The sequence below is a fragment of the Bradyrhizobium lablabi genome (assembly GCF_900141755.1).
GTDB classification, from domain to species: domain Bacteria; phylum Pseudomonadota; class Alphaproteobacteria; order Rhizobiales; family Xanthobacteraceae; genus Bradyrhizobium; species Bradyrhizobium lablabi_A.
On sequence record NZ_LT670844.1, the window covers coordinates 591,013 to 613,805 of the forward strand.

Annotated in this window: 18 protein-coding genes, 1 tRNA gene and 1 pseudogene; 17 read left to right on the forward strand and 3 right to left on the reverse strand. The window is 62.6% G+C overall.

Features of this window, described 5'->3' with window-relative positions:
* Nucleotides 1-16: 16 nt before the first annotated feature.
* Both B5526_RS02820 and B5526_RS02825 read right to left on the reverse strand, forming a co-directional pair.
* On the reverse strand, nt 17-553 hold the full coding sequence (locus B5526_RS02820; protein WP_079536697.1) for a carboxymuconolactone decarboxylase family protein: 537 nt from the start codon (nt 551-553) through the stop codon (nt 17-19).
* Nucleotides 554-758: 205 nt separating this feature from the next.
* Nucleotides 759-944, reverse strand: a pseudogene (locus B5526_RS02825) (DUF3551 domain-containing protein); the annotation flags it as partial.
* Nucleotides 945-1,048: 104 nt separating this feature from the next.
* On the opposite strand from B5526_RS02825, the gene B5526_RS02830 reads away from it, so the two are divergent.
* The 3 genes from B5526_RS02830 (at nt 1,049) to B5526_RS02840 (ending at nt 4,234) form a co-directional block, all read left to right on the forward strand.
* A complete protein-coding gene (locus tag B5526_RS02830; RefSeq protein WP_079536701.1) occupies nt 1,049-2,077 on the forward strand; it encodes an AraC family transcriptional regulator in 1,029 nt (342 codons plus the stop codon).
* A gap of 575 nt (nt 2,078-2,652) precedes the next feature.
* Nucleotides 2,653-3,840: a thiolase family protein gene (locus tag B5526_RS02835; RefSeq protein WP_079544642.1), complete on the forward strand. Its 1,188-nt coding sequence runs from the start codon at nt 2,653-2,655 to the stop codon at nt 3,838-3,840.
* A 320-nt stretch (nt 3,841-4,160) separates the two neighbouring features.
* Nucleotides 4,161-4,234 (forward strand) — tRNA-Gln (locus B5526_RS02840).
* Nucleotides 4,235-5,823: 1,589 nt separating this feature from the next.
* Here B5526_RS02840 and B5526_RS02845 read toward each other — a convergent pair.
* The gene (locus tag B5526_RS02845) at nt 5,824-6,117 is read right to left on the reverse strand and encodes a LexA family protein (RefSeq protein WP_079536702.1); all 294 of its coding nucleotides are present in this window, start codon (nt 6,115-6,117) and stop codon (nt 5,824-5,826) included.
* Nucleotides 6,118-6,154: 37 nt separating this feature from the next.
* Between B5526_RS02845 and B5526_RS02850 the strand changes: the two genes are divergently transcribed.
* The 14 genes from B5526_RS02850 (at nt 6,155) to B5526_RS02915 (ending at nt 22,793) form a co-directional block, all read left to right on the forward strand.
* Nucleotides 6,155-7,277, forward strand: a protein-coding gene (locus B5526_RS02850) for an IS630 family transposase (RefSeq protein WP_244562183.1) whose coding sequence is annotated in 2 segments (ribosomal slippage) — nt 6,155-6,544 and nt 6,546-7,277 — 1,122 coding nt in all. Because the reading frame shifts where the segments join, the coding sequence is not laid out codon by codon here.
* Nucleotides 7,278-7,661: 384 nt separating this feature from the next.
* Nucleotides 7,662-8,912: an ABC transporter substrate-binding protein gene (locus B5526_RS02855; RefSeq protein ID WP_079536704.1), complete on the forward strand. Its 1,251-nt coding sequence runs from the start codon at nt 7,662-7,664 to the stop codon at nt 8,910-8,912.
* A 147-nt stretch (nt 8,913-9,059) separates the two neighbouring features.
* Nucleotides 9,060-9,875: a helix-turn-helix domain-containing protein gene (locus B5526_RS02860; protein WP_079536706.1), complete on the forward strand. Its 816-nt coding sequence runs from the start codon at nt 9,060-9,062 to the stop codon at nt 9,873-9,875.
* A 214-nt stretch (nt 9,876-10,089) separates the two neighbouring features.
* Entirely contained in the window at nt 10,090-11,100 is a 1,011-nt protein-coding gene (locus tag B5526_RS02865) for a branched-chain amino acid ABC transporter permease (protein WP_079544643.1), read from the forward strand.
* Nucleotides 11,101-11,102: 2 nt separating this feature from the next.
* Nucleotides 11,103-12,179 (forward strand): branched-chain amino acid ABC transporter permease, encoded by a 1,077-nt coding sequence (locus B5526_RS02870; protein ID WP_079536707.1) that lies wholly within the window; start codon nt 11,103-11,105, stop codon nt 12,177-12,179.
* Nucleotides 12,172-12,972: an ABC transporter ATP-binding protein gene (locus tag B5526_RS02875; RefSeq protein ID WP_079536709.1), complete on the forward strand. Its 801-nt coding sequence runs from the start codon at nt 12,172-12,174 to the stop codon at nt 12,970-12,972. The genes B5526_RS02870 and B5526_RS02875 overlap by 8 nt, the downstream gene beginning before the upstream one ends.
* On the forward strand, nt 12,965-15,184 hold the full coding sequence (locus B5526_RS02880; protein WP_079536711.1) for an ABC transporter permease: 2,220 nt from the start codon (nt 12,965-12,967) through the stop codon (nt 15,182-15,184). The genes B5526_RS02875 and B5526_RS02880 overlap by 8 nt, the downstream gene beginning before the upstream one ends.
* 3 nt (nt 15,185-15,187) lie before the next feature.
* Nucleotides 15,188-16,021 (forward strand): phosphoenolpyruvate hydrolase family protein, encoded by an 834-nt coding sequence (locus B5526_RS02885; protein ID WP_079536713.1) that lies wholly within the window; start codon nt 15,188-15,190, stop codon nt 16,019-16,021.
* 25 nt (nt 16,022-16,046) lie between these two features.
* Nucleotides 16,047-18,950: a flotillin family protein gene (locus B5526_RS02890; RefSeq protein WP_079536714.1), complete on the forward strand. Its 2,904-nt coding sequence runs from the start codon at nt 16,047-16,049 to the stop codon at nt 18,948-18,950.
* A 9-nt stretch (nt 18,951-18,959) separates the two neighbouring features.
* Nucleotides 18,960-19,397 carry an SRPBCC family protein gene (locus B5526_RS02895; RefSeq protein WP_079536716.1) on the forward strand — a complete coding sequence of 146 codons (438 nt, stop codon included), beginning with the start codon at nt 18,960-18,962 and terminating at the stop codon, nt 19,395-19,397.
* A 5-nt stretch (nt 19,398-19,402) separates the two neighbouring features.
* A complete protein-coding gene (locus B5526_RS02900) occupies nt 19,403-19,846 on the forward strand; it encodes an SRPBCC family protein (RefSeq protein ID WP_079536718.1) in 444 nt (147 codons plus the stop codon).
* 16 nt (nt 19,847-19,862) lie between these two features.
* Nucleotides 19,863-20,681, forward strand: a complete 819-nt coding sequence (locus B5526_RS02905; protein WP_079536720.1) for an FAD binding domain-containing protein — start codon at nt 19,863-19,865, stop codon at nt 20,679-20,681.
* A gap of 31 nt (nt 20,682-20,712) precedes the next feature.
* Entirely contained in the window at nt 20,713-21,192 is a 480-nt protein-coding gene (locus B5526_RS02910) for a (2Fe-2S)-binding protein (protein WP_079536721.1), read from the forward strand.
* Nucleotides 21,193-21,203: 11 nt separating this feature from the next.
* Nucleotides 21,204-22,793: a xanthine dehydrogenase family protein molybdopterin-binding subunit gene (locus B5526_RS02915; protein WP_079536722.1), complete on the forward strand. Its 1,590-nt coding sequence runs from the start codon at nt 21,204-21,206 to the stop codon at nt 22,791-22,793.

The following is a 22,793-nucleotide window of genomic DNA, read 5'->3' on the forward strand; positions in this document are numbered from 1 at the left end:
GACCGCGCAGTCGCAGTCACGCGACTGCGGGGAAGTCGATGTCGGTGTCGTTGATGTTGTTGAAGACGTTGGTGAAGACGGTGGTGGCGAAGGCGAGGCTGATGTCGACAAGCTGCGCGTCGCTGTAGCCGGCATCCTTGATCGCGGCGAAATCGGCATCGCTCACAGTGCCGCTGGTTGCCGCGAGCTTGCGAACGAAGCGGACCAGCGCATCGCGCTTGACGTCGCCGGTCGGCTTGCCATCGCGGATGTTCTTCAGCTCTTCGGGTTTCAACCCGGCGAGCTTGCCGAGCAGGCTGTGCGCGGCGACGCAATAGTCGCAGCCGGCGACGCCGGAGATGACGAGCTTGATCGTCTCCTGATCGCGCTTGCTCAGGCTGCCCGAAGCAAGCACGGCATCGGCAGCAAGCACTGCCTTCAGTGCGGCAGGTCCGTGCGCGCCGATCGCGGCAAAGGTGTTCGGTACGCTGCCGATTGCCTTTTTGATCTGGCCGTAGATCTCGGCGGTCGCGCCGGTTGCGGATTCAAGGCTGGGAACGGAAAGACGAGACATGGTGACACTCCTTGGTTGGGGTTGAGCAACGATTGCGGAGTGACTGTATGAACTCGCATTGATACTTTGAATGTCGCCTTAGCTCGTTTCTATGCCCGTTCGTCTCATTTGCAGTGGAAGGCCATTTTTCACGAAAAGAAACGCCCACGGCTCTGGTGCGAGAACCGCGGGCGGAGCTTGTCCGGCTCAGCGTTGGATGCAGACATCAATTGTGGTCGGCCGCGTAATGCGCCTTCGGCCTGGCATGAAGCGTATGTGGCGCATAGGCGAGCGTGTCGGCGGCCGGTAGCCAGGGATCGCGGAAGCAATCGCCGCCGCGGCCCGACGACGTCCACTGACATTGCTCGAGGGTATCGAAGCTGCAGGACACCACCTGCGACGTCACATCCTTACGGCAATATTCGCCAGCGGAGTGACGCTATGAACCGGTGGTGAGACGTTGAATGTTTCTTCGGATCCTTTATATGCCGAAACATCTCAAATGGAGGTCGCTGCATGCCCGCTGCGGATTGGCTCAGCCGCTTGTTCGAGATGGTGACGGTGCGCGGTCGGCTCGATCTGCGCTGCGCCTATGGCGCGCCTTGGCGGATCGATCAGGGGCCGGGCGGAGCCAACGAAATCCCCTATCACGCGGTCATCGGCGGCTCTGCGGTGCTGGAGAATCCGGCTGGCGGCCGGCCAGTGCAGTTGAAGGCCGGCGACATCCTCCTCCTGCCAGGAAATCGGCGGCACGTGATGCATGACGGAAGCGGCGCGAGGGCAAAACCGGCGCGCGATCATCAACACCTCAATCTCTTGATCAGCGAAAACGCTGGCACCGGCGAGCGGCTCGACCTGCTCTGCGGTCACTTCGCCATTGCTCCGCCACATGATCGTCTGCTGCGCAACCATCTGCCGCCCCTTCTTGTCGTGCACACAGGTGATATCAGCGCAGTGACCGCGCGTACGGGAACGGCCGCTCAACTGTCCAGTTTGGTCGGTCTGATGCGCAGCGAGTCAGAGGCCGATCATCTCGGTGGCCGCGCAATGCTGAATGCGCTTTCGACTGCGATGTTCGCCCTGGCGCTCCGACTGGCGAGCGAAGCGAAAGACGCGCCCATCGGACTTCTCGCGGTCGCTAGCCACCCGCGTCTGGCGCCGGCGCTGGCAGCGATCTTCAACGAGCCGGCGCGCGCGTGGTCACTGCCGGACTTGGCACGTCTCTGCAACATGTCGCGCGCGACGCTGGCGCGCCAGTTTCAGGAGAAGCTCGGGCGCTCCGCCAGCGATCTCCTGACCGAAATCCGGATGACGCTCGCGTCGAACGAATTGAGAAAGCCTTCCATGTCAACGGGAGCCGTAGCGGACGCGGTCGGCTACCAGTCCGAGGCTGCCTTCCAACGCGCGTTCAAGAGCCATATGGGGCTGACACCCGCCCAATGGAGAAAGGGCGAGGAATTTTCGAAAGCTGACCACAGCAGTGACGGCCAGCATGAGGAACTCCAATCGGCAACTTTACCCTCCCGGGGACGTCCGATCGCGTAGGAGATGAGCGCTTGGGTCCGCCATGCCCAAGTAGAGACGATAGAGCATATAAACGCGACTAATTGGCATTCGAGGTCTGAAATCGACGCCGTACATTCACTCCGCAAGCGTTACTCAACCAAACCCAGGAGTGTCCAATGTCACGTCTTTCAATTCTCGTCACCGCCATCGTTCTATCGGTTGCGGTCACTTCAATGAGCCAGATGGCATCCGCAAAGGAGCATCCTCGGCTCCGCCAACCGCACTTCACCAGCGAACAATTTCGCCGGGCCAATGCTGCCGTCGTTGCTGTCCCTGAGGTGCCATCAACCATGTACACTGGCGGATGGTCGGCCCCCGCTGGTCGTTAACGCGCAACGATGAGCATAAACGAGAGGCGAAGCGGTCCCAACACGTCCCGCTGAGGGCGAGTTGGGACCGTTCACTACGCAAGACGATGCAAAGCTGAACCCAGCAACCGCGACCCATTCCGGACAGGAATAATCCTTATTGCAGAGACCACCCTGCCGGGTTCGCGATCCCGTACATAGCGTCTAACCGTTCATCCCAACTTCCTTGTCGGAGGCCTTTCCATGATGTCACTGCACTCGGTCGTAATTGCCGAACCGGTTCGCACCGCCATCGGAACATTCGGCGGCACGTTGAAAGACGTTCCGGCCGTCACGCTTGGGGCGACGGCCATCAGCGGCGCCCTTCAACGGTCTGGACTGCGGCCGGAGGAGATCGGCACGGTGGTTATGGGGAATGCCGTGCAAGCCGGCAACAAGATGAATCCTGCGCGGCAGGCGGCGATCCACGCTGGACTTCCGGTTCAAGTCCCCGCGATGAGCGTAAATCGGGTCTGTGGCTCCGGTGCACAGGCGATCGTCTCGGCCGCACAAGAAATCCTGATGGGCTTGGTGGATACGGCGGTCGCTGGAGGCATGGAGAACATGGACGCCGCCCCGTACCTGCTAGCGCGTGGCCGGTGGGGCCACCGCCTGGGGGACGGGGTCCTCTCTGATAGCGTCCTGCGCGACGGGCTCAACGATGCCTTCTCGGATGCACATTCGGGTTGGCATACTGAGGATCTGGTCACGAAGTTTCAGATTAGTCGTGCCGCGCAAGACGAATGGGCGCTGCGCTCGCATCAGCGCTTCTCCGCCGCGCAGGCAGCAGGGAAATTCGCAGACGAAATCGTGCCGGTTGAAGTTCCTGGCCGGAAAGGAGCGAAGACATTCATGGTGGACGAGCACAACCGCCCGGACGCCACGCTGGAATCGCTGAGCAAGCTGAAGCCAGTCTTCCGCGAAACCGGGACGATTACCGCGGGCAACGCCCCAGGGCTGAATACGGCCGCGGCGGCGATGGTGCTGGCGAGCGAAGCTTGGGCGGAAAAGCGGGGCTTGACCCCGATGGCCCGGCTTGCGGCATATGGCATCGCTGCAGTCGAGCCGGGCTTCTTCGGCCTCGGGCCGATCCCCGCCGTCAAACAGGCCCTGACGTGCGCCGGCTGGAGTATCGGCGACGTGGAGCGGATCGAGATCAATGAGGCGTTCGCCGCAATCGCGCTTGCAGTCATGCAGGAGCTCGGACTGCCATCCGACGTCGTCAACGTTGAGGGGGGCGCGATCGCCCATGGTCACCCGATCGGTGCGACGGGTGCTGTGCTGACGACCCGTCTTCTGCATTCGATGCGCCGCGACGGACTCAAGAAGGGTGTCGCCACGATGTGCATCGGAGGTGGTCAGGGAATCGCCTTAGCGGTTGAAATGGTCAGCTAGCGCGAAATCGCAGACAATCGTAGTTTGGCGCGAGAAATCGTGGCGCGGCGTAGCGGGAGCGACTCGAACCCCCGACCGGAGCAATTTTCGTTCTCTTAGCCAGGCAGCGCTGACACTTGGTCAGAGTCAGCTAATGGAAAGAACAATGCTGTGTCCGAGGATAACGCAGCAAAGCCCACGAAAACCGTTAGATGCAGGCTGTTTCGAGGGCGATTCAACAAGGGCTGGACCGAAACCACCGGTGCAGTTATATGATCGGGACCATTTGCGAAGCCATTTGCAAAAGTTTCGACAAGAAACGCTGTAATATCCATGACTTATGGGGAATGGTGTAACGGTAGCACAACAGACTCTGACTCTGTTTGTCTAGGTTCGAATCCTAGTTCCCCAGCCAACACCGTAAATAATAGCGATATCAATGACTGAACAGAGAGACTGCGTGCAAACATTGGCAATATCGTAACAGTTAGACGCGTGTTACGGGACGGGCAAAGTAGTGCAATCCCCACTCATCTCGTAGCAGTCAAGAGCTCTTTACGATGAACACTCCGTAGATGGATCGTTCCCAACATAAAATCTTTGATTGCGAGGGAATTTTTTTCGATTCTGTTCGCAAACGCGTGTCTGAATGGTTTAGCGAACGAGGAGCCAGCGATTGGCCCTCATCAGCATATTGATCGGCAAGCGCGCCACCATCGGCTTTCTCTAATCACATGAGCTATCGTGTTCACTGCGGAAGCCAAACTGAGTCGCGTGCCCAATGTGACGGACGTGTCCTCAAATCGTAAACGAGTCCTGAAATCCGCGAAAAATAATGATCGAGACTCTCTAGGTAGAATCGCCGATCTTTTTGCCGCTATGGGAACGATCCTCAAGACCTCCGGCGAGCGATTACACGTCGCGCTCCTATTGGCGCTACTAGTGGCATGCGCGGCGAATTTGATGCTCGTGTGCTCGTGGCTTTAGTCCGAATTGGACAGTCGCGCATGTCACTGCTTCCTTCGCGCGCATCACAGCTCGCAAAGCCACGTCCGCTTTTGGGGCGCATAACGGACTCTATTCGCGCGACGCGGCACGTCCGAAAAGTGGTCAAATTCGAACGTCAGATCCCGCCGATGCAGTGTCTTTTCATCCCCCGACAGCGGACAATGGTTTAGCGACCGCGCGAACTCGACTTTCTTGCTCTGGGTTGCGCAAACAAGCTGACTGCCACGGAGCGCCGCCTGCTCACTGCAGTGCAACCGATCACAAAGACCTGCACGCGAGGCAGCTTCTTTAGTCCGACGCGGCCTTCGAATCCCCTTCCCCATATCTAGCGTGCCCCCAACCCTAAGAAATGAACCAACCTCGGGCTGCAGGGCGGAAGCCTCACATTGAGTAATCTCAATGTTCGCAGACCAAAAACACTACCATCACACCAGAAAACATTGCGTTTACGTTGCGTTTTCGTTGCGCGTTTTTCGAAAAATTCAAAATGCAACAAACTAGTGAGATCAGGCCGTGCGCTGCCGGCAGGGAATTTTTAGCCCAAGATATAGACTCGTCGCAGACAAAAGCGTGGTCAGGCGGGGTTATCGGAGCTGGTAAAAAATACACCTAATATCTATTCCCTATTTGTGAGTTGCGGCCAGGAAAGCGACTGCAACAGCAAAGCGAATGTGCTGCCGTGCTCGACGCCATTGATTGAAGGCGGGCTAGGATTCTTCTGTTCAAATCTCTCTTCGACGGCAAGGGCACTACTTTATCCAAAGTCAAAGTACCGATCTGAGAAATACAAGCGTCGAACAAGGACGTTCGTGGAAATTGTTATGCGTCGTTGTTGTCACTCAACACTAACTCCTGGACCCTTGGCGCAAGCAACATAAACGACCCCGTTGGCAACCGACCCAGAATTTTGTCAACGCTACTCTTTGCGCCAGAGGAGCGACGACATCTCGATCGATCTACTTCATGCGGGCGTCAACCAGTGCCTCGGCACAGTGATTATGACTGGTTGATTTTGAGCCAATCTAGGATGGGCAGGTCTTTCGGAGCAACGAGGACCTGGATACTTCGGGCGACGCCGGGTTGACGCCGGATGAGACCGTTTCGCTCGAGCGTCACGATCATCTGATGCACCGAGGGCGGGCTGACTTGAAAGTGGCGCTGCATATCGGTCTCGGCGGGTGGGCGTCTGAACATGTGCGAGTAGGTGTAGATGAAAGCCAGGTACTGACCTTGCTTTTCGGTGAAGCCTTGAGCGCTGAGGTTGCGAGCGGCGCCTGATTTTTGATTCATTTGTCGATTCGTCCGGTCCTCCGACAAGGAGGTCGAGATGAATGTACGTTATCGGGTCGAATTGAGCCAAGCCGAACGCTGTGAACTCACCGCGATGTTGAGCAAAGGCAAACGAGCCGCCCGTAAACTCAAGCGCGCCCAGATATTCCTGGCAGCCGATGCTGGCCGCAGCGATGAAGAGATCGCCCGCGCGGTGGCGGTGGGCGGTTCCACCGTGTACCGGACCAAGCGGCGCTTCGTGGAAGGCAATCTGGAACAGGCACTGAGCGAGGATCCGCGTCCTGGGGCGGAGCGCAAGCTCACCGGCAAGGAAGAAGCCTTGCTGGTGGCAACGGCTTGCGCAGACCCTCCCGAGGGTCGCGCCCGCTGGACGCTGAAACTGCTGGCCGACGCCATGGTCAAGCTCACCGGGCATGAGAGCCTGTCGGGGCGAGACGGTGCGCCGGCGGCTGGCCGAAAACGGTCTCAAGCCCTGGCGCAAGGATATGTGGTGCATTCCCCGGGTCGACGGCGAATATGTCGCCCGCATGGAAGACGTGCTCGACCTCTATGCCCAAGCGCCGGATCCCGCGCGGCCCGTGGTCTGCTTCGACGAGAGCCCGGTCCAGCTGATCGGCGAGGTGCGCCAGCCGATCCCGGCTCAACCGGGGCAACTGGAACGTTACGATTGCGAGTACCGTCGCAACGGCACCGTCAATCTCTTCGTCTGCGTCGACGTGCATCGGCCTTGGCGCGAGGTTAAGGTCACCGAGCGGCGGGCGGCAGAAGACTACGCCCAATGCATGCGCGAACTCGTCGATGTCCATTATCCCGATGCCGCGTGCATCCGAGTCGTGCAGGACAACCTGTCGACCCACTCGGCCGGTGCCCTCTATGAGGCATTCGCACCCGCCGAAGCCCGGCGAATTCTGCGCCGCCTGGAGTTCCACTACACCCCCAAGCATGCCAGCTGGCTCAACATGGTCGAGATTGAGATCGGTGTGCTCCGTGGCCAGTGCCTGGATCGCAGAATCGACGACTCCAAGCGCCTCATCAGCGAAATCGCCGCATGGGAGAAACAACGGAACACCGCCGGCGCAGGCATCAAATGGATGTTCACAACCGAAAAAGCCCGCGCCAAAATGGGCCGCGCCTATCCCGTCACGTCCAAAGAGTCATAAACACTGTGCAGAGATACCTGCCCCGAGCGGCCCCGTCGCGTGTCTCGCGGTGAAGCCAGTCGGAAAGCCGGATGCCGGAAATCGGCTCGTCCGGTTTCCGAAATGGGTGAGTCCCACTGGCCTATTGCGCTCGCATCAGGTGCGCCGCGCCCGCTGCAGCAAAGTCAGCTTGGCCACTTTGACAGGGTGCGTCTGATACCGCGCTTGTCTCGCTGCATCGCAACACGGAAAATGAGACTGACGTTCAAGCAACCGGGCATCTTAACCGCCGCTCGGTGCGCACTATCGCTCCCCGCGGAAGCGCCGGAGCGGACTCCGAGCGAGTTTCAATTCGGTGCAAACCTTCGCGCAGCAGACGTCAAAAAAGCGAATGGGAGGAGTTCTATGTTGAAAGGCAGTTTGTGTCTTGCCGCGCTGGCAGGCCTGTTTATGTCGGGCTCGGCTTTCGCCCAGGAGAAAATCAAGGTTGGTGTCACGGCGACGCTGGAGGGCACCTACACGGTGCTCGGCGAGGATGGCATCCGCGGCTTTCAGACCGCATTGAACAAACTCGGCACCAAGGTAGGCGACAAGCAACTCGACTTTGTCATCGCCTCCACCGACGCGACGCCGGATTCCGCGGTGCGCGCGGTCCGCAAACTGATCGAGCAGGACAAGGTACAGGTCCTGCTTTCGCCGCTGTCGGGCGACGAAGGCATCGCGGTCAAGAATTTCGCCAAGACCCACCCCGAACTAACATTCGTCAACGCCGCGTCGGGCGCGCAGGAAACCACTTATGTCGATCCGGCGCCCAACTTCTTCCGCTACAACATGGACGGCGCCCAGTGGCAGGTCGGCCTGGGCAAATATGCCTATGACACCAAGGGCTATCGCAAGATCGCCACGGTCGGCGAGGACTACTCCTTCATTTATACGCAAGTTTTCGGGCTTGTGCTCGAATTCTGCGGTGCCGGCGGTCAGGTTACCAGCCGGCAATGGGTCCCGCTCGGAACCAACGATTTTGCTTCCGTCATCGCCGCGCTGCCCGACGACGTCGACGCGATTTATCTGGGGCTTGGCGGGGCGGACGCCGTCAACTTCCTCAATCAATACCAGCAGTCGGGCGGCAAGGCGCATCTGCTCGGCGGCTCGATCATGGTCGACCAGACCATCCTATCGGCCAAGGGCAATGCCAAGAACGCGCTGATCGGCACGGTCGCCGCCTCTGGGCAGGCCGACACCTGGGAGGATCCCGGCTGGCAGACCTTCGTGAAAGACTATCAGGCCGCTTTCCCTCCGGAGAAGCGTTTCCCGAGCCCGTCCTTGCTTGCGACCAATTATTATAACTCGACGTCGGCGCTGATCCTGGGCCTGAGGAAAGTCAACGGCGACCTCAGCGACAATCAGTCCAAGCTAAAGGCTGCGCTGGCTTCAATTGAGCTCGATGCGCCCAATGGGAAAATCAAGCTCGATTCCAACCGTCAGGCGATCGGCACCAATTTCGTCACCGAAGTCGTCGACGACGGCAAGGGCGCCCTGTTCAGCAAGGTCGTGAAGGTCATACCGAACGTCAACCAGACGCTCGGCTACGACCCGGCGGTATTCGCCAAGATAGGCCTGCCTGGCCGCACGGTTCCCGAGTGCAAGAAGTACTGAAACAAACCAGGCGGCCGGCGCCCTCGGGACCGGCCGCCTCTCCTCCAAATGCCGGAGTTCGGGCGGCGCCCGAACGCGCTCTTGCATTCTCCTCGCGGATGATCAACCTTATAAAAAACAATAAGACACAATTCGCGGGAGGAATGCATGAGCCGGGCTCTTGCCGTCTTTCACGGCCATTTCGGCCGCGCGATGGTCTATCAGCTCAATCGTCCCTTCAATGTGCACGCGCATCGCGAAGGGCATTTGATCTTCCATATTGGCGGCACGCCCGGCTGCGTGGAAGTGCTCGAGCAGCCGCAGTCGGTGCGCGAGGACACCGTCGTTGCGGTCAATCCCTGGGAGCCGCACAATTTCCTGCCGAAAGATCTGGCAGACGGGGCGCTCTTCCTTGTTCTCTACGTCAACGCCGAGTGGTTCGCGGGAGTCCGTGGCCTGCGTTTCGGGTGCACGACATTCGGGCGCACCGCGACCTTGGACCGCAATGTCCGGCAGGCGGCGGCGATGATTTGCGGCGCTCCCTCGCTCAAGAGTCTCGACGGAGAGCTGCGCAACCTGATCGACGCTTGTCACGAAGAGAGCTGGCGTCAGGCCGACGCCGCGCCGGACGGTCGTGCCGGCACGGCAGTCACCGACTTTCGCGTGCGCAAATCGATCAGGCTTTTGGACGAATGCGCGGGCGCCGAGATCGAGTTCGATGCGATCGCCCGCGAGGCGGGGCTTTCGCGCCCGCATTTCTACAAACTTTTCCGCACCCAGACCGGCGTCACGCCGCACCTCTATGTCAACACGCTTCTGATGGAAAAGGCGCTGGACTCGCTGGTGGCAACCGAAGCGTCGATCGCCGACATCGGCTTCGATCTCGGCTTTTCGTCGCAGAGCGCGTTCACGCACTTCTTCGCCGGCAATGTCGGCATGGCGCCGACCGACTATCGGCGCGCCGCAAAAGTCCTGCGGGCCTGACCGACCGAGCCGGCGCGCGAAAGAATACTGACGATCAAGTCATGGCCGCGCAGGCCGATAGAATGACGGCGGACGCCGACGGCGAACGACCGTCGCGCCGGGGGAGGACAAGGGCCGACATGGCCTCGAACGTTTCAGCCAATCGTCGCGAACCGGCTGGCGCAGGCCGGTCTCCTGCTTGCGCCCCGGCACTGACAGACCGCGGGTGGCGCTGATGACAAAATTCGTCGAGCGCCATCCGTTGTGGGCCTTCATCATTCTGATCGCGGTCGCGGCGGCGCTGTGGTTGATTTTCGCGACCTGGCCGCAAGGTCTGGAGGACGTCTTCGGCAGGAAGAAGGTGTTTCTGAGCGCGGTTTTCAACGGCATCACGCTCGGCGGCCTGTATTTCCTGGTGGCGAGCGGTTTCACCCTCATCTTCGGGCTGATGCGCAACGTCAATCTCGCGCACGGCTCGCTTTATCTGTTCGGCGGCTATATCGGCTATGCGGTCAGCGTCGCGACCGGATCCTGGCTACTGAGCTTCGTCGCCGCCTTCATCGTCGTCGCGCTGGTCGGCGTCGCCATGCAGTTCCTCGTGTTTCGCCGCATCGAGGGTCAGGACCTGCGCCAGACCATGGTGACAATCGGGCTGTCGATTGTGTTTGCCGACCTCATGCTGTGGGCCTTCGGCGGCGACTTCTACCAGATCCAGACGCCGCGCGCGCTGGTTGGCCCAATCGAATTGCCGTTCGTCACTGCGGTGAAGTCATCGGGCGAGGCGGTCTATCTGCAATACCCGATGGTGCGCCTCGTCATCTTCGCTGCCGCCGTCGTTATCGGCGTTGCCATGTGGCTCGCCCTCAACCGCACGCGCGTCGGCATGATCGTGCGTGCCGGCGTCAATGATCGCGACATTCTGGCGGCGATGGGCGTGCGCATTCAGCTGGTGTTCGTGCTCGTCTTCGCGCTTGGCGCCGGTCTTGCGGGCATAGCCGGCGTCGTCGGCGCCACGTTTCAGTCGATCTCGCCCGGCGAAGACATCCGTTTCCTGCTTGCTTCCCTCGTCGTCGTCATCATCGGCGGCATGGGATCGATCCCGGGGGCTGCGCTCGGTGCGCTTATCGTCGGCCTCGCCGAGCAACTCGGCTCCGTTTACATTCCGACGTACGCGATCGTAGTGACGTTTCTGATCATGGTGCTCGTGCTGGCCGTTCGGCCGCAGGGCCTGCTGGCGGGCCGCTAGCCATGTCGATCACCCAGGACGCTCGACTTCAGCCCGAAGCGGCCACGGCGACGCCGTTGAATGGTCTCGCCCAAGCGGATTTCGGCAATCCTGCCGCCTGGGTGGTGGCCTTTATTCTCGTCATCATGCCGCTGATCGCCAACGGCTTTTTCCTCATCGAAATTTTCGGCACCACCATGATCCTCGGCATCGTGGCGCTCAGCCTGATGTTCCTGGCCGGCTATGGCGGCATGGTCAGCCTGATGCAGCTGACGATCGCGGGCCTTGCCGGCTACATGACGGCGGTGCTCGGTGCCAGCGGCAACGCCAACATCAGCCTTGGCTGGCCCTGGTGGCTCGCGACGCCCATGGCGCTTGTTCTGGCAACGCTGTTCGGCACCATCGGCGGGGCGCTCGCGGTACGCACCGAGGGCATCTACACGATCATGATCACGCTGGCGATTGCGTCGGCGTTTTACTACTTCACCAATCAGAACTGGGTCATTTTCAATGGCCACACCGGCATCAACAGCGTCGTGACGCCGCATTTCTGGGGCGTCGACTGGCGTGCGGATGTGCCGTTCTACTACGTGATACTCGTGGTCGCGGCGCTCTGTTTCGGCGCGGTCAGCTATCTCTCGCGCGCGCCGTTCGGGCTGGCCTTGCAAGGCGTGCGCGACAATCCGCGCCGCATGGCCGCGCTCGGCTTCAACGTCAACGCGCACCGTGTCGCTGCTTATGCATTCGCCTCCTTCCTGGCTGCGCTCGGCGGCGTTTTGCAGGTCTGGAACTATCACCAGATCTCGCCGGGTTCGGTCGGGGTCGAGCGGGCGATCGATATTCTCATCATTGCCATCGTCGGCGGCATCACGCGTCCGATCGGCCCATTCATCGGCGCCCTGATTTTTGTGCTGCTGCGCACCTTCACGCTCGATTTTCTGGTCGCCATCGGGCTCGACGGCAATCGCTTCCGCCTGCTGATCGGGCTGGGCTTTCTGGTCATCGTGCTGTTCTCCCCGGACGGCATCGTCGGGCTTTGGGAGCGCTGGCGCCGCCGGGGCGAAGGACAAGTGCAACCGGGCGGAGACCGCCATGGATAGCGTCGCGCATCGCCTCTCCGTCGTCGGCGCCGGTGCCGCGCTCGAATTGCGCGGCGTGACACGGCTGTTCGGTGCGCTCGCGGCGCTGACCGATGTCACGCTGACGGTCAGGCCCGGCGAGCGGCGCGCGGTGCTCGGCTCCAACGGCGCCGGCAAAACCACACTCTTCAACTGCATCACCGGCGATTTTCCGCCGACCTCCGGCACGATAAGGTTCTTCGGCGAGGACGTGACCAACTTTCCACCCTATGAGCGCATCCGCCGCGGCCTTCGGCGCACCTATCAGATTTCGGCGCTGTTTCCGGGGCTAACCGTTCACGACAATGTTTACTTGGCGTGCTGCGGCGTTTCGCGCAGCCGTTTCTCGCCGTTCCGGCCGCGCAGCAATGACACGCTCATGCAATCGGCCGACGATCTGGTGCAGGCCGTGCATCTGACCGCGGTGAAAGATCGCCGCGTCGCCGAACTCGCCCACGGCCAGCAGCGCCAGCTCGAAATCGCGCTCGCGCTCGCAGGCGCGCCGCGCTTCATCCTGTTCGACGAACCGGCCGCCGGCCTGTCGCCGACCGAGCGCGGCGAACTGGTGGAAATCCTCACTTCCCTGCCCGGCCATATCGGCTACATCATCATTGAGCACGACATGGACGTGGCGCTACGCGTCGTCGAGAGCGTGACGATGATGCACAATGGCCGCATCTTCAAGGAAGGGCCGCCACAGGAAATCGAGTCCGATCCCGAGGTTCAGGAGCTTTATCTCGGAGGCGGCCATGATCCTGGGGGCAGATATGGCTGATGCGCGCCGCGCCACACCGATGCTCGAAGTCAGAGGCCTCGACGTCTATTACGGCCGTTCGCACGCGCTGCAGGGCGTCGACCTGACGCTCGATACCGGCGTGCTTTCCGTCATCGGCCGTAACGGCATGGGCAAGACGACGCTCTGCAAGACGATCATGGGACTCGTGCGCGCGACCGGCGGCTCGGTGCTGTTGCGCGGTGAGGACTTGCTGTCGCTGCAACCTGCGCAGGTCGCTCGCCTAGGCGTCGGTTACGTACCGCAAGGGCGACGCCTGTGGCGCTCGCTCACCGTCGACGAACATTTGCGTATGATCGCGGGCATGCGGCGGGGGCCATGGACCGTCGAGCGCATCTACGACACCTTCCCGCGGCTCGCCGAGCGCAAGACCAGCGGCGGCGGCCAGCTCTCCGGTGGCGAGCAGCAGATGCTGGCGATTGCCCGCGCGCTGGTGACCAACCCGCGTCTCTTGATCATGGACGAGCCGACCGAAGGGCTCGCGCCTGTTATCGTCGTCCAGGTCGAGGAGATGCTGGTGCGCCTCGGCGAGGAAGGCGACATTTCGGTGCTTGTCATCGAACAGAACATCGGGGTGGCGACCGCGGTCTCCAAGAACGTCGCGATCATGGTCAACGGCCGGATCAACCGCATCATCGAGTCCGCGCGCCTTGCCTCCGACCGTGATCTGCAGCAGCGCCTGCTCGGTGTCGGGCGTCACTCAGAAGCCGGGCTCGAAATCAATGGAGAGACGAACGGCGACGCCGCGGTCCGCCCGGCCGCCCCGCGATTGCCGAGCTCGGCGCCGAAGCGCGTCTATATTTCCAATCCGACGCCGCCGACCCGCTGGTCGCAGCCCGTGCCGATCGCGCGCATCGAAGCGAGCGCGCGGACGCTCTCGAGTGGCGTGTTGAGGCTCGAGGAGGCCGCGCGACCGCGACGCGATGCGATGGCGGCGCGAAGCTCCGGACCGCCGACCGTGCTCGTCGTCGGCACACTGGATACCAAGGGCGAGGAACTCAGGTTCATCCGCGACATCGTTGGCGGCAGCGGCTTGCGCGCGCGTCTCGTCGATGTCTCGACCAGCGGCAAGCTCTCGTCTTGCGACGTCTCCGCCCAGGAGATCGCGCTCAACCATCCGCGCGGCGGCAGCGCCGTGTTCGGTCCGGATCGCGGCAGCTCGGTGACGGCGATGGCGGATGCCTTCGCCAACTGGCTGCGCCGGCAGCCCGAAATCGTCGGCGTGATCAGTGCCGGCGGGTCGGGCGGCGCTTCGCTGGTGGCGCCCGCCATGCGCGCGCTACCGATCGGCGTACCAAAACTCATCATCTCCTCGGTCGCCTCGGGCGATGTCGCGCCCTATGTCGGGCCCGCCGACATCACCATGATGTATTCGGTCACCGACGTGCAGGGGCTTAACTCAATCTCGCGCCAGGTGCTCGCCAACGGCGCCAACGCCCTCGTCGGCATGGTCAAGGCACGGCTAGATGCGCGCGGAGAAAATGTGCGCGAGGTGAGTGCCAGTCTGCCCGCGGTCGGCCTGACGATGTTCGGCGTCACGACGCCCGCCGTGCAGCAGATCGCTGCAGCATTACGCGCTGACTACGAATGCCTGGTTTTCCATGCCACCGGCATCGGCGGCCGCTCGATGGAGAAGCTGGTAGATTCCGGTCTGTTGGCAGGCGTGATCGACATCACGACGACCGAAATCTGCGACCTCTTGATGGGTGGCGTGTTCCCCGCGACCGAGGATCGCTTCGGCGCCATCATTCGCACCCGCATCCCCTATGTCGGCTCGGTCGGCGCGCTCGATATGGTCAATTTCGGCTCCCCCGAAACCATCCCCGAACGCTACCGTGGCCGCAAGCTGCACGTCCACAATCCGCAGGTGACGCTGATGCGCACCACTGCCGAAGAGAACGAACGCATGGGCCGCTGGATCGGCGAGCGCCTCAACGCGATGGACGGGCCGGTGCGGTTCTTTCTGCCTGAAGGCGGCGTCTCCGCGCTCGACGCGCCGGGGCAACCATTCCGGGACCTCGATGCCGATGCCGCGCTGTTCCGTGCGCTCGATCAGACGGTGCGCCAGACCAGCAACCGGCAGCTGATCCGATTGAAACGCAACATCAACGAGCCCGAATTCGCGGCGGCGATTGTCACAGCCTTCCGCTCGCTGATCGGACGCCCCGGCACGCGCCGGTGGGTGGCGAGGTGAGCGATGCCCCGATTTGAACGCGCCGAGCTTTTGAAGAAATTCCGCGCCATGGCCGCGCGCGGCGAACCGATCGTCGGCGGCGGTGCCGGCACCGGGCTCTCCGCCAAATGCGAGGAAGCCGGCGGCATCGACTTGATCGTCATTTATAATTCCGGCCGCTACCGGATGGCCGGGCGCGGCTCGCTCGCGGGATTGATGCCATATGGCGACGCCAACGCGATCGTCGTCGAAATGGCGGGCGAAGTGCTGCCCGTCGTCAAGAACACGCCGGTGCTTGCCGGCGTCAACGGCACCGATCCCTTTCGCGACATGGATGTTTTCCTCGATCAGCTGAAGACGCTCGGCTTTGCGGGCGTACAGAATTTTCCGACTGTCGGCCTGATCGACGGCGTCTTCCGCGCCAATCTCGAAGAGACCGGCATGTCCTATGCGCTCGAGGTCGAGATGATCGCCAAGGCGCGCGCCAAGGATATGCTGACCACGCCTTACGTCTTCAATGCCGCCGACGCCAAGGCGATGGCGGCGGCGGGTGCAGACATTGTGGTCTGCCATCTCGGCCTCACCACCGGCGGCGCGATTGGCGCGCAGACCGCGCTGAAACTTGCGGATTGTCCGGCCCTCATCGACACCTGGGCGGCGGCGGCCCTGGCGGTCAATCCGGAGATACTGGTGCTGGCGCATGGCGGGCCGGTCGCCGAACCGGCGGACGCCGCCTTCATCCTAAAGCACGCGCGCAAATGTCACGGCTTCTACGGAGCTTCCTCGATGGAGCGGCTTCCGGTGGAGCGGGCGCTGACGGAACAGGTTCGAAAATTCAAGGCGATCGGCGGGCGTTGAGCGCCGGTTACGGGAGGTTAGCACCATGTCGGGCATTCTTGTTGGCGAATTGATCCTATGGCTGATCGTCGCGCTGATCGTGATCGTCGTGGCGGTCTACATCGTGAACTGGCTCTATCACCGATCGTCAAAAGAAGTGTCGTTCGTACGCACCGGCTTCCTCGGCGAACGGGTCGTGATCAACGGCGGCGCCTTCGTGCTGCCGTTCATTCACGACTTCACGCCGGTCAACATGAACGTGCTGCCGATGCCGATCATTCGGTCGAAGCAGGACGCCGTCATCACCCGGGACCGCATGCGCATCGACATCGAGGCCGATTTCTATGTCCGCGTGCAGCCGACCCGCGAGGCGGTCGCGATCGCCGCGGCGACGCTCGGCCGGCGAACGCTGGAGCCCGAACGGCTGCATGCGCTGCTCGCCGGGAAGTTCGTCTCTGCAATGCGCTCGGTCGCATCCGAAATGACTATGGAGCAGATGCACGAAAAGCGCGGCGATTACGTCGCGCGGGTCAAGGCCGCTGCCGCCGAGGCGCTGGCCCAGAACGGCCTCGAGCTGGAAAGCGTCGCGATCACCGACCTCGATCAGACCGACCTCGAATTCTTCAACCCGTCGAACCGCTTCGACGCGGAAGGCTTGACCCAGCTGATGGAGGACATCGAGGCCAAGCGCAAACTGCGCAACGACATCGAGCAGGATTCGATGATCAAGATCCGCACCCGCAATCTCGAAGCCGAACGGCAGGCGCTCGACATCGAACGCGAGAGCGAGACCGCGCGCCTAGAGCAGGAGCGCGACATCGAGGTCCGCCGCGCCTTGCAACGAACAGAAGTGGCGCGCGAACGCGCGTTGCGTGAGACCGAAGCCGAACAGGCACAGATCTCGGCGCGCGAGACCATCGAGAAAGCGCGCATCGCCAACGAGCAGGCCATCGCGGAAGCCCGCATCGCGTCTGAACGCGAAACCCGGCAGAGGGAGATCGAGCGCACCCAGGCGGTTGAAGCCAAGGAGATCCTGGCGCGCGAGGAAATCGAAAAGGCGCGCATCGCCAACCAGCGCTCGGTCGACACCGCCCGTATCGCCAGTGAGCGCGAGGTGCGGCAGAAGGAAATCGAGCGTACCAGAACTGTCGAGGAAGCCGAAATCCAGGCGCGCGAATCCATCGAAAAAGCCCGTATCCTGCAGGATCGCGTCGTCACCGACGCCCGCATCGCCAATGAGGAAGAAACCCGTCGGCGCGAGATCGAACGCACGCGGGCGGTTGACGAAGCCGAGATTGCAGCGAAGGAAGCTACCGAAAAGGCGCGCATCGCCCAGACCAAAATCGTCAACGCCGAACGGATCGCCTCCGACGAGCACACCCGTTCGCTCGAGATCGAGCAGGTCCGCGCTATCCAGGAAGCCGAGATCGCAGCCCAACAGGCAGTGGAAGCCGCGCGGATCGCGCGCGAACGCGCCCTCGCCTCGAGCCGCATTGCCGCCGAACAGAGCACCCGCAAGTTGGAGATCGAGCGCAATCAGGCGCTCGAAGTCGCCGGCATCGCGGCCCGCGAAGCCACCGAAGCTTCGCGTATTGCGCAGGAAGAACGCGTCCGCGCGCTCGAAATCGCGCGCAACCGCGCGGTCGAGGAAGCCGACATCGCCTCGCGCGAAGCTATCGAGGCGGCGCGGATCATGCAGGAAAAGAATGTAGCTCTCGCCCGCATCCTGAGCGAACAGGAAACCAAGGAGCAGGACATCGAGCGCGCCGAGTCGATCGAGGCGGCCGAACTGAAGCGGCGCGACGCGATCGAGCGTCAGCGCATCGGGGTCGAACTTGCGCTGGAGGCTGAACGCATCGCGTCCAGCCGGACCCGCGAAGTGCTCAACATCGAGCAGAAGCGAACGATCGAAATCGCCGATGAGGACCGGGTTATCGCCCTATCGGCAAAGCGTTCCGAGCGCATCGACGCCGACCGCCAAGTCAAGCAGGCCGAGATCGTCGCCCGTCGCGAGGTCGAGACCACGGAAGTGTCGCGGGAGCAGACGCTGGAGGCGGCCCGGCTCGAGCGCCGGCGCGTGATCGAGCAGCTCGAGGTCGCCCGCGTCCAATCCCTGCAGGAAGCCGAGATCGCCGCGAACGAGGAAGTCCAGCGCGCCCGTATCGCCTCCGACCGCGGCCTCGACGAGGCCCGCATTGGGCGCGAGCGCGACTTGCGCAAATTGGAGGTCACTCGCGAGAAGGAGGTCGAGACCGCCTTGATGGAGAAGGCGATTGCTCTCTATCAAAAATCGCTCGAACAATCGGCGGCGCAAGCAGAGGCCGAGAACGCCAAGGCGCGCGCCACCGAAGCGGCCGAGCGTGTCATCACAGTGCGCGAAAGCGAGATCGCCAAGCGGCGCAAGACGATCGAAGTCCTTATCGCCGAGAAGGAAGCCGAGGAGACGCGCATCGCCGCCGAGGCCACCCGAGTGCGCGCGGCGGTCGAAGCCGAAGCGCAAAAACTGCTCAACGAAGCGGAGAACGTGCTCACCGACCAGGCGCGCTACTCGCTGTTCCGCCGCAGGCTGCTCGATCGGATCGAGGGCATCGTGCGCGAGAGCGTCAAGCCGATGGAGAAGATCGAGGGCATCCGCATCCTCCATGTGGATGGTCTCGCTGGCGGCAATGGCAACGGCGGTGGCGGCCGCAGCGCAACCGACGAAGTCATCGATTCGGCCCTGCGCTATCGCGTTCAGGCGCCGCTGATCGATTCGATCCTCGCCGACATCGGCGTCGAAGGTGGCAGTCTGTCGAAGATGCCGGGCCTCATTCGCGAGGCCCGTGACATGCAGGGTATCCGCCAGTCGGCCGCGCCGAAGAAAGAGAGTGAGGCGAAGCCAACCGCCCCGCCCGCCGCCGATGCACCCCAGGGCGAGGGACGGCCCGCGCGCCCGAGTAAGAAGAGCTGAGGGCACGTCATGGCTCGTGTCTATGTTTCGACCGTCGTCAACGCCCGCGGCGATCGGGTATGGGCACGGGTGCGCGACTTCAACGGCTTGCCCAACTGGCATCCGGCGATCGCCGAGAGCCGCATCGAGGGCGGAGAGCCCGCAGACAAGATCGGCTGCGTGCGCGACTTCACCTTGCGCAATGGCGACCGCATTCGAGAAAAGCTGCTCGGCCTCTCCGATTTCGACATGTTCTGCACCTATTCGATCCTGGAATCGCCGATGGGCGTCGAGAACTATGTCGCGACCTTGCGCCTGACACCGGTCACCGACGGCGACAAGACGTTTCTAGAATGGTCGGCGGAGTTCGACTGCGCGCCGGAGCGCGAGACCGAACTCGTCAACAACATCGGCGCCGGCGTGTTCCAGGGCGGCTTCGATGCCCTCAAGCGCGTGTTCGGAGGCTAAAGTCCGTGCCGCACATCGTCAAAAGCACGATCCTCGACGCGCCGACCGGCGCGGTCTGGAATGTGCTGCGCGATTTCAACGGCCACGACCGCTGGCATCCCGCGGTCGCGACCAGCACGATAGAGCGCGCCCAGCCATCGGATCGCATCGGCTGCGTGCGCCGCTTCAAACTGAAGGACGGCTCTGAATTGCGCGAGCAATTGCTGGCGCTCTCCGATCTGGAGCAGACCTTCAGCTATTGCCTGCTCGACACGCCGATACCGATGTTCAACTATGTCGCCCACGTCCGGCTGTTGCCGGTCACCGACGGCGACCGCACTTTTTGGCATTGGGAATCGCGCTTTACCACGCGGCCGGCTGAAGCGGCGGAGATCACGGAAATGGTGAGCGAGCAGATCTATCAGGCCGGCTTTGATGCGATCCGCCGGCATCTCCGGGAGGCCGCATAAGCGGGGAGGCACAATCATGCCCGTCACGGTAAAGACTTTCACGACGTCAAGCGAAGCAGCAGCGGCGTTGTCGTCGGAGCGCGACGCTCGCTATCTCGGCGGTGGCACACTGGTGATGCGCGCGCTAAACGAGGGGGATGTCTCGGTTTCGACGATCGTGCGGGCGACGGATCGCGCGCTGACGCATCTCGATGTTGCCAGCTCCCGCATCACGATCGGCGCCGGCGTCACCTTCGCGCGCGTCCTCGCCGAGCGCGAGCTTGCCTTTCTCCATCCCGTCGCCGGCTCGATCGGCGGGCCGGCGGTGCGCAACATGGGTACCGTCGGCGGCAATCTGTTCGCGCCAACGCCATTTGGCGACTTCGCGGTCGCCTTGCTCGCGCTCGACGCGACCGTTGCGATGCAGAGCGGCTACGGTGCGCGTGATGTGCCGATCGAAGAGTTCCTTTCCGGCCGCGCGCGTCTGGCGGGCGGGCTCGTGCTTTCGGTCTCCCTCGTGCGCCCGCCCGGGCCGGAAGCGTTTCGCTACCGAAAGATCGCCCGCATCAAGCCGAAAGGCGCCTCCGTCATGACGCTCGCTGCGCATCTTCCGTCAAGCGGTGGCCGCATCGTCGGCGCGCGCATCGCACTCGGCGCGATGGCGGCGACACCGGTTCGCGCCAGGGCAGCCGAGCGCGCGCTCGAAGGGCGCGTGCTCGATGCTGCCACCATCGCTGCCGCGGTCGCCGCCGCGACTGAGGGGACTTCGCCGATCGACGATTCGCTCGCCAGCGCCTGGTATCGGCGCGAGGTGGTCGGCGTCCATCTCCGCCGCCTGCTCACCGGCCAAGAATGAAAGACCAATAAGAAAGACCAAGGGAATATCGATGGCCAAGACCGCCCTGCAATTCCGTCATAACGGCCGCGATGTCGCGATCTTCGTCGATGGCGGCATCAATTTGCTGACCGCCTTGCGCGATCTCATTGGCGATATGACGCCAAAATTCGGTTGCGGCCAGGGCGGATGCGGCGCCTGCACGGTGCTGATCGACGGCGATGCGCATCTCGCGTGCCTGACGCTGGCCGAGACCGTGGAAGGCCGTTCCGTGGAAACGCTCGACAGCCTCAAGGACGGACCCAATCTGCACCCGCTGCAGCGCGCCTTCATGGAGCATTTCGCCGCCCAGTGCGGCTATTGCACGCCGGGCATGCTGATGGCGGCAAAGGCCCTGCTCGACCACAACCCCTCGCCTACCCGCGAGGAGGTCATCAACGCGATCGCAGGCAATATCTGTCGCTGCACCGGATACGAACCCATCATCAACGCCGTGCTCGCCGCCGCTCCCGGCGGCCGCGCGCGCGCCTAGAGGACCGCGTCATGCTGGAATTGCGCAAGGACATTTTCGCCGACGAGCGGGACGACAATCTCAACGAGATCGGCAAGGGTACCCAGCGCCAGGACATGCTCGGTCATGTCACGGGCAGCTCCACCTATTTCAACGACCACAAACTGCAGGGCATGCTGCATCTGCAGGTCCTGCGCAGCCCGCACGCCCACGCGCGCATTCGCCGCATCGATACGGTCGAAGCCGAGCGCTCCGCCGGCGTGCGTCGGTTAATTCGTGGCGCCGATGTGCCGCGCAACCTCAATACGCTGCTCAGCCTGATCAACTTCGGCAAGGATGACGAGCCGACGCTCGCGGTCGACAAGGTGCGCTACAAGGGCGAGCCGGTCATCGCGGTCGTCGCCGACAGCCCTCGTGAAGCCTCCGAGGCGCTGGCAAAAATCCGTGTCGACTACGAGCCGCTTCCTACGGTGTTCGACGTCGAGGAAGCGCTGAAGCCCGGCGCGCCGGTCGTCAACGAAACCTATCCTAAGAATACCTTCACCTATTACGACGTCTATGATCATCAGAAGCTGCGCTTCGGCGATGTCGAGCGCGGTTTTGCAAGCGCCGACCACGTGATCGAGCAGCGCTATCAGATGTCGCCGATCGAGCATGCGCCGACCGAGACCAACGGTTCGATCGCGGCCCCCGACACCAATGGCCGTTACGTCGTCTACACCTCGACGCAGGCGCTGTTCTTTTCGGTTGACACCTGCGCAAAAATTTTGGATGTGCCTTCCAACACCTTTCATTTTATCGGAGGCACCGTCGGCGGTGGTTTCGGCGGCAAGGTCGATACCCTGACCGAGCCGCTTGCCATCCTGGGCGCGATGCTGACCGGCCGCCCGGTGCGCTATATTTTCGGCCGCGAGGAGGAGATGCAATTCGGACCGCCGCGCGGCGCCGAACGCATCTACCTAAAGGACGGTGTGATGCGCGACGGCCGCATCGTCGCGCGCAAGGCGCGCGCTTATTTCGACAGCGGCGCCTATACCAGATTGTCGAGTTACGCCGCCGTCAAATGCGCGGCGCATTTGCCCGGGCCCTACACGATCCCGAACGTTTACGGCGACATCTATTGCGTTTTCACCAACCGCACGCCGGCGACCGCGATGCGCGGCTTCGGCGTCACCGCGATGGATTTCGCCATTGAATGCCAGATGGACAAGCTCGCCCATCTCGTGGGCATGGACCCGATGGAGTTCCGCATCCTCAACGCCTATCGCGACGGCGACATGAAGGCGCATCGGCGCGAAGCGAAAAACACTGCGCTGATCGAATGCGTCCAGGTCGCCGCCGAAAAAGCAAAATGGCCGCTGCGCGAGGAATTCAAGCGGATGTCTTCGCTCAAGGACGGCGGCGGCGCCCGCGCTGCGGTTCCTCCGACGGCAAGAGACCAGCCCGCGTCCGCGCGCCCCGCCGCGCAGCAGCGCACGACTTACGATCGCAGCCCCCAGCCGGCCGCTGGGCCTCAGCCGCCGCATCCGACCCCACCGCCCCCGGTTTCGCCGCCGCCCGCGCCGCAGCCTACACACGGCGCGATCCGATTTTCCTCCGTGTTTGGTTCGAGGAGGCGCTGA

Bases quoted from the DNA above. Each gene is read 5' to 3' on its own strand.
- B5526_RS02830 (WP_079536701.1), top strand. From the start codon at position 1,049: ATGCCCGCTGCGGATTGGCTCAGCCGCTTGTTCGAGATGGTGACGGTG.
- B5526_RS02875 (WP_079536709.1), top strand. From the start codon at position 12,172: ATGGATAGCGTCGCGCATCGCCTCTCCGTCGTCGGCGCCGGTGCCGCG.
- B5526_RS02880 (WP_079536711.1), top strand. From the start codon at position 12,965: ATGGCTGATGCGCGCCGCGCCACACCGATGCTCGAAGTCAGAGGCCTC.
- B5526_RS02885 (WP_079536713.1), top strand. From the start codon at position 15,188: ATGCCCCGATTTGAACGCGCCGAGCTTTTGAAGAAATTCCGCGCCATG.
- B5526_RS02910 (WP_079536721.1), top strand. From the start codon at position 20,713: ATGGCCAAGACCGCCCTGCAATTCCGTCATAACGGCCGCGATGTCGCG.
- B5526_RS02915 (WP_079536722.1), top strand. From the start codon at position 21,204: ATGCTGGAATTGCGCAAGGACATTTTCGCCGACGAGCGGGACGACAAT.
- B5526_RS02820 (WP_079536697.1), bottom strand. From the start codon at position 553: ATGTCTCGTCTTTCCGTTCCCAGCCTTGAATCCGCAACCGGCGCGACC.
- B5526_RS02860 (WP_079536706.1), top strand. From the start codon at position 9,060: ATGAGCCGGGCTCTTGCCGTCTTTCACGGCCATTTCGGCCGCGCGATG.
- B5526_RS02870 (WP_079536707.1), top strand. From the start codon at position 11,103: ATGTCGATCACCCAGGACGCTCGACTTCAGCCCGAAGCGGCCACGGCG.
- B5526_RS02835 (WP_079544642.1), top strand. From the start codon at position 2,653: ATGTCACTGCACTCGGTCGTAATTGCCGAACCGGTTCGCACCGCCATC.
- B5526_RS02865 (WP_079544643.1), top strand. From the start codon at position 10,090: ATGACAAAATTCGTCGAGCGCCATCCGTTGTGGGCCTTCATCATTCTG.
- B5526_RS02845 (WP_079536702.1), bottom strand. From the start codon at position 6,117: ATGAATCAAAAATCAGGCGCCGCTCGCAACCTCAGCGCTCAAGGCTTC.
- B5526_RS02855 (WP_079536704.1), top strand. From the start codon at position 7,662: ATGTTGAAAGGCAGTTTGTGTCTTGCCGCGCTGGCAGGCCTGTTTATG.
- B5526_RS02905 (WP_079536720.1), top strand. From the start codon at position 19,863: ATGCCCGTCACGGTAAAGACTTTCACGACGTCAAGCGAAGCAGCAGCG.
- B5526_RS02890 (WP_079536714.1), top strand. From the start codon at position 16,047: ATGTCGGGCATTCTTGTTGGCGAATTGATCCTATGGCTGATCGTCGCG.
- B5526_RS02895 (WP_079536716.1), top strand. From the start codon at position 18,960: ATGGCTCGTGTCTATGTTTCGACCGTCGTCAACGCCCGCGGCGATCGG.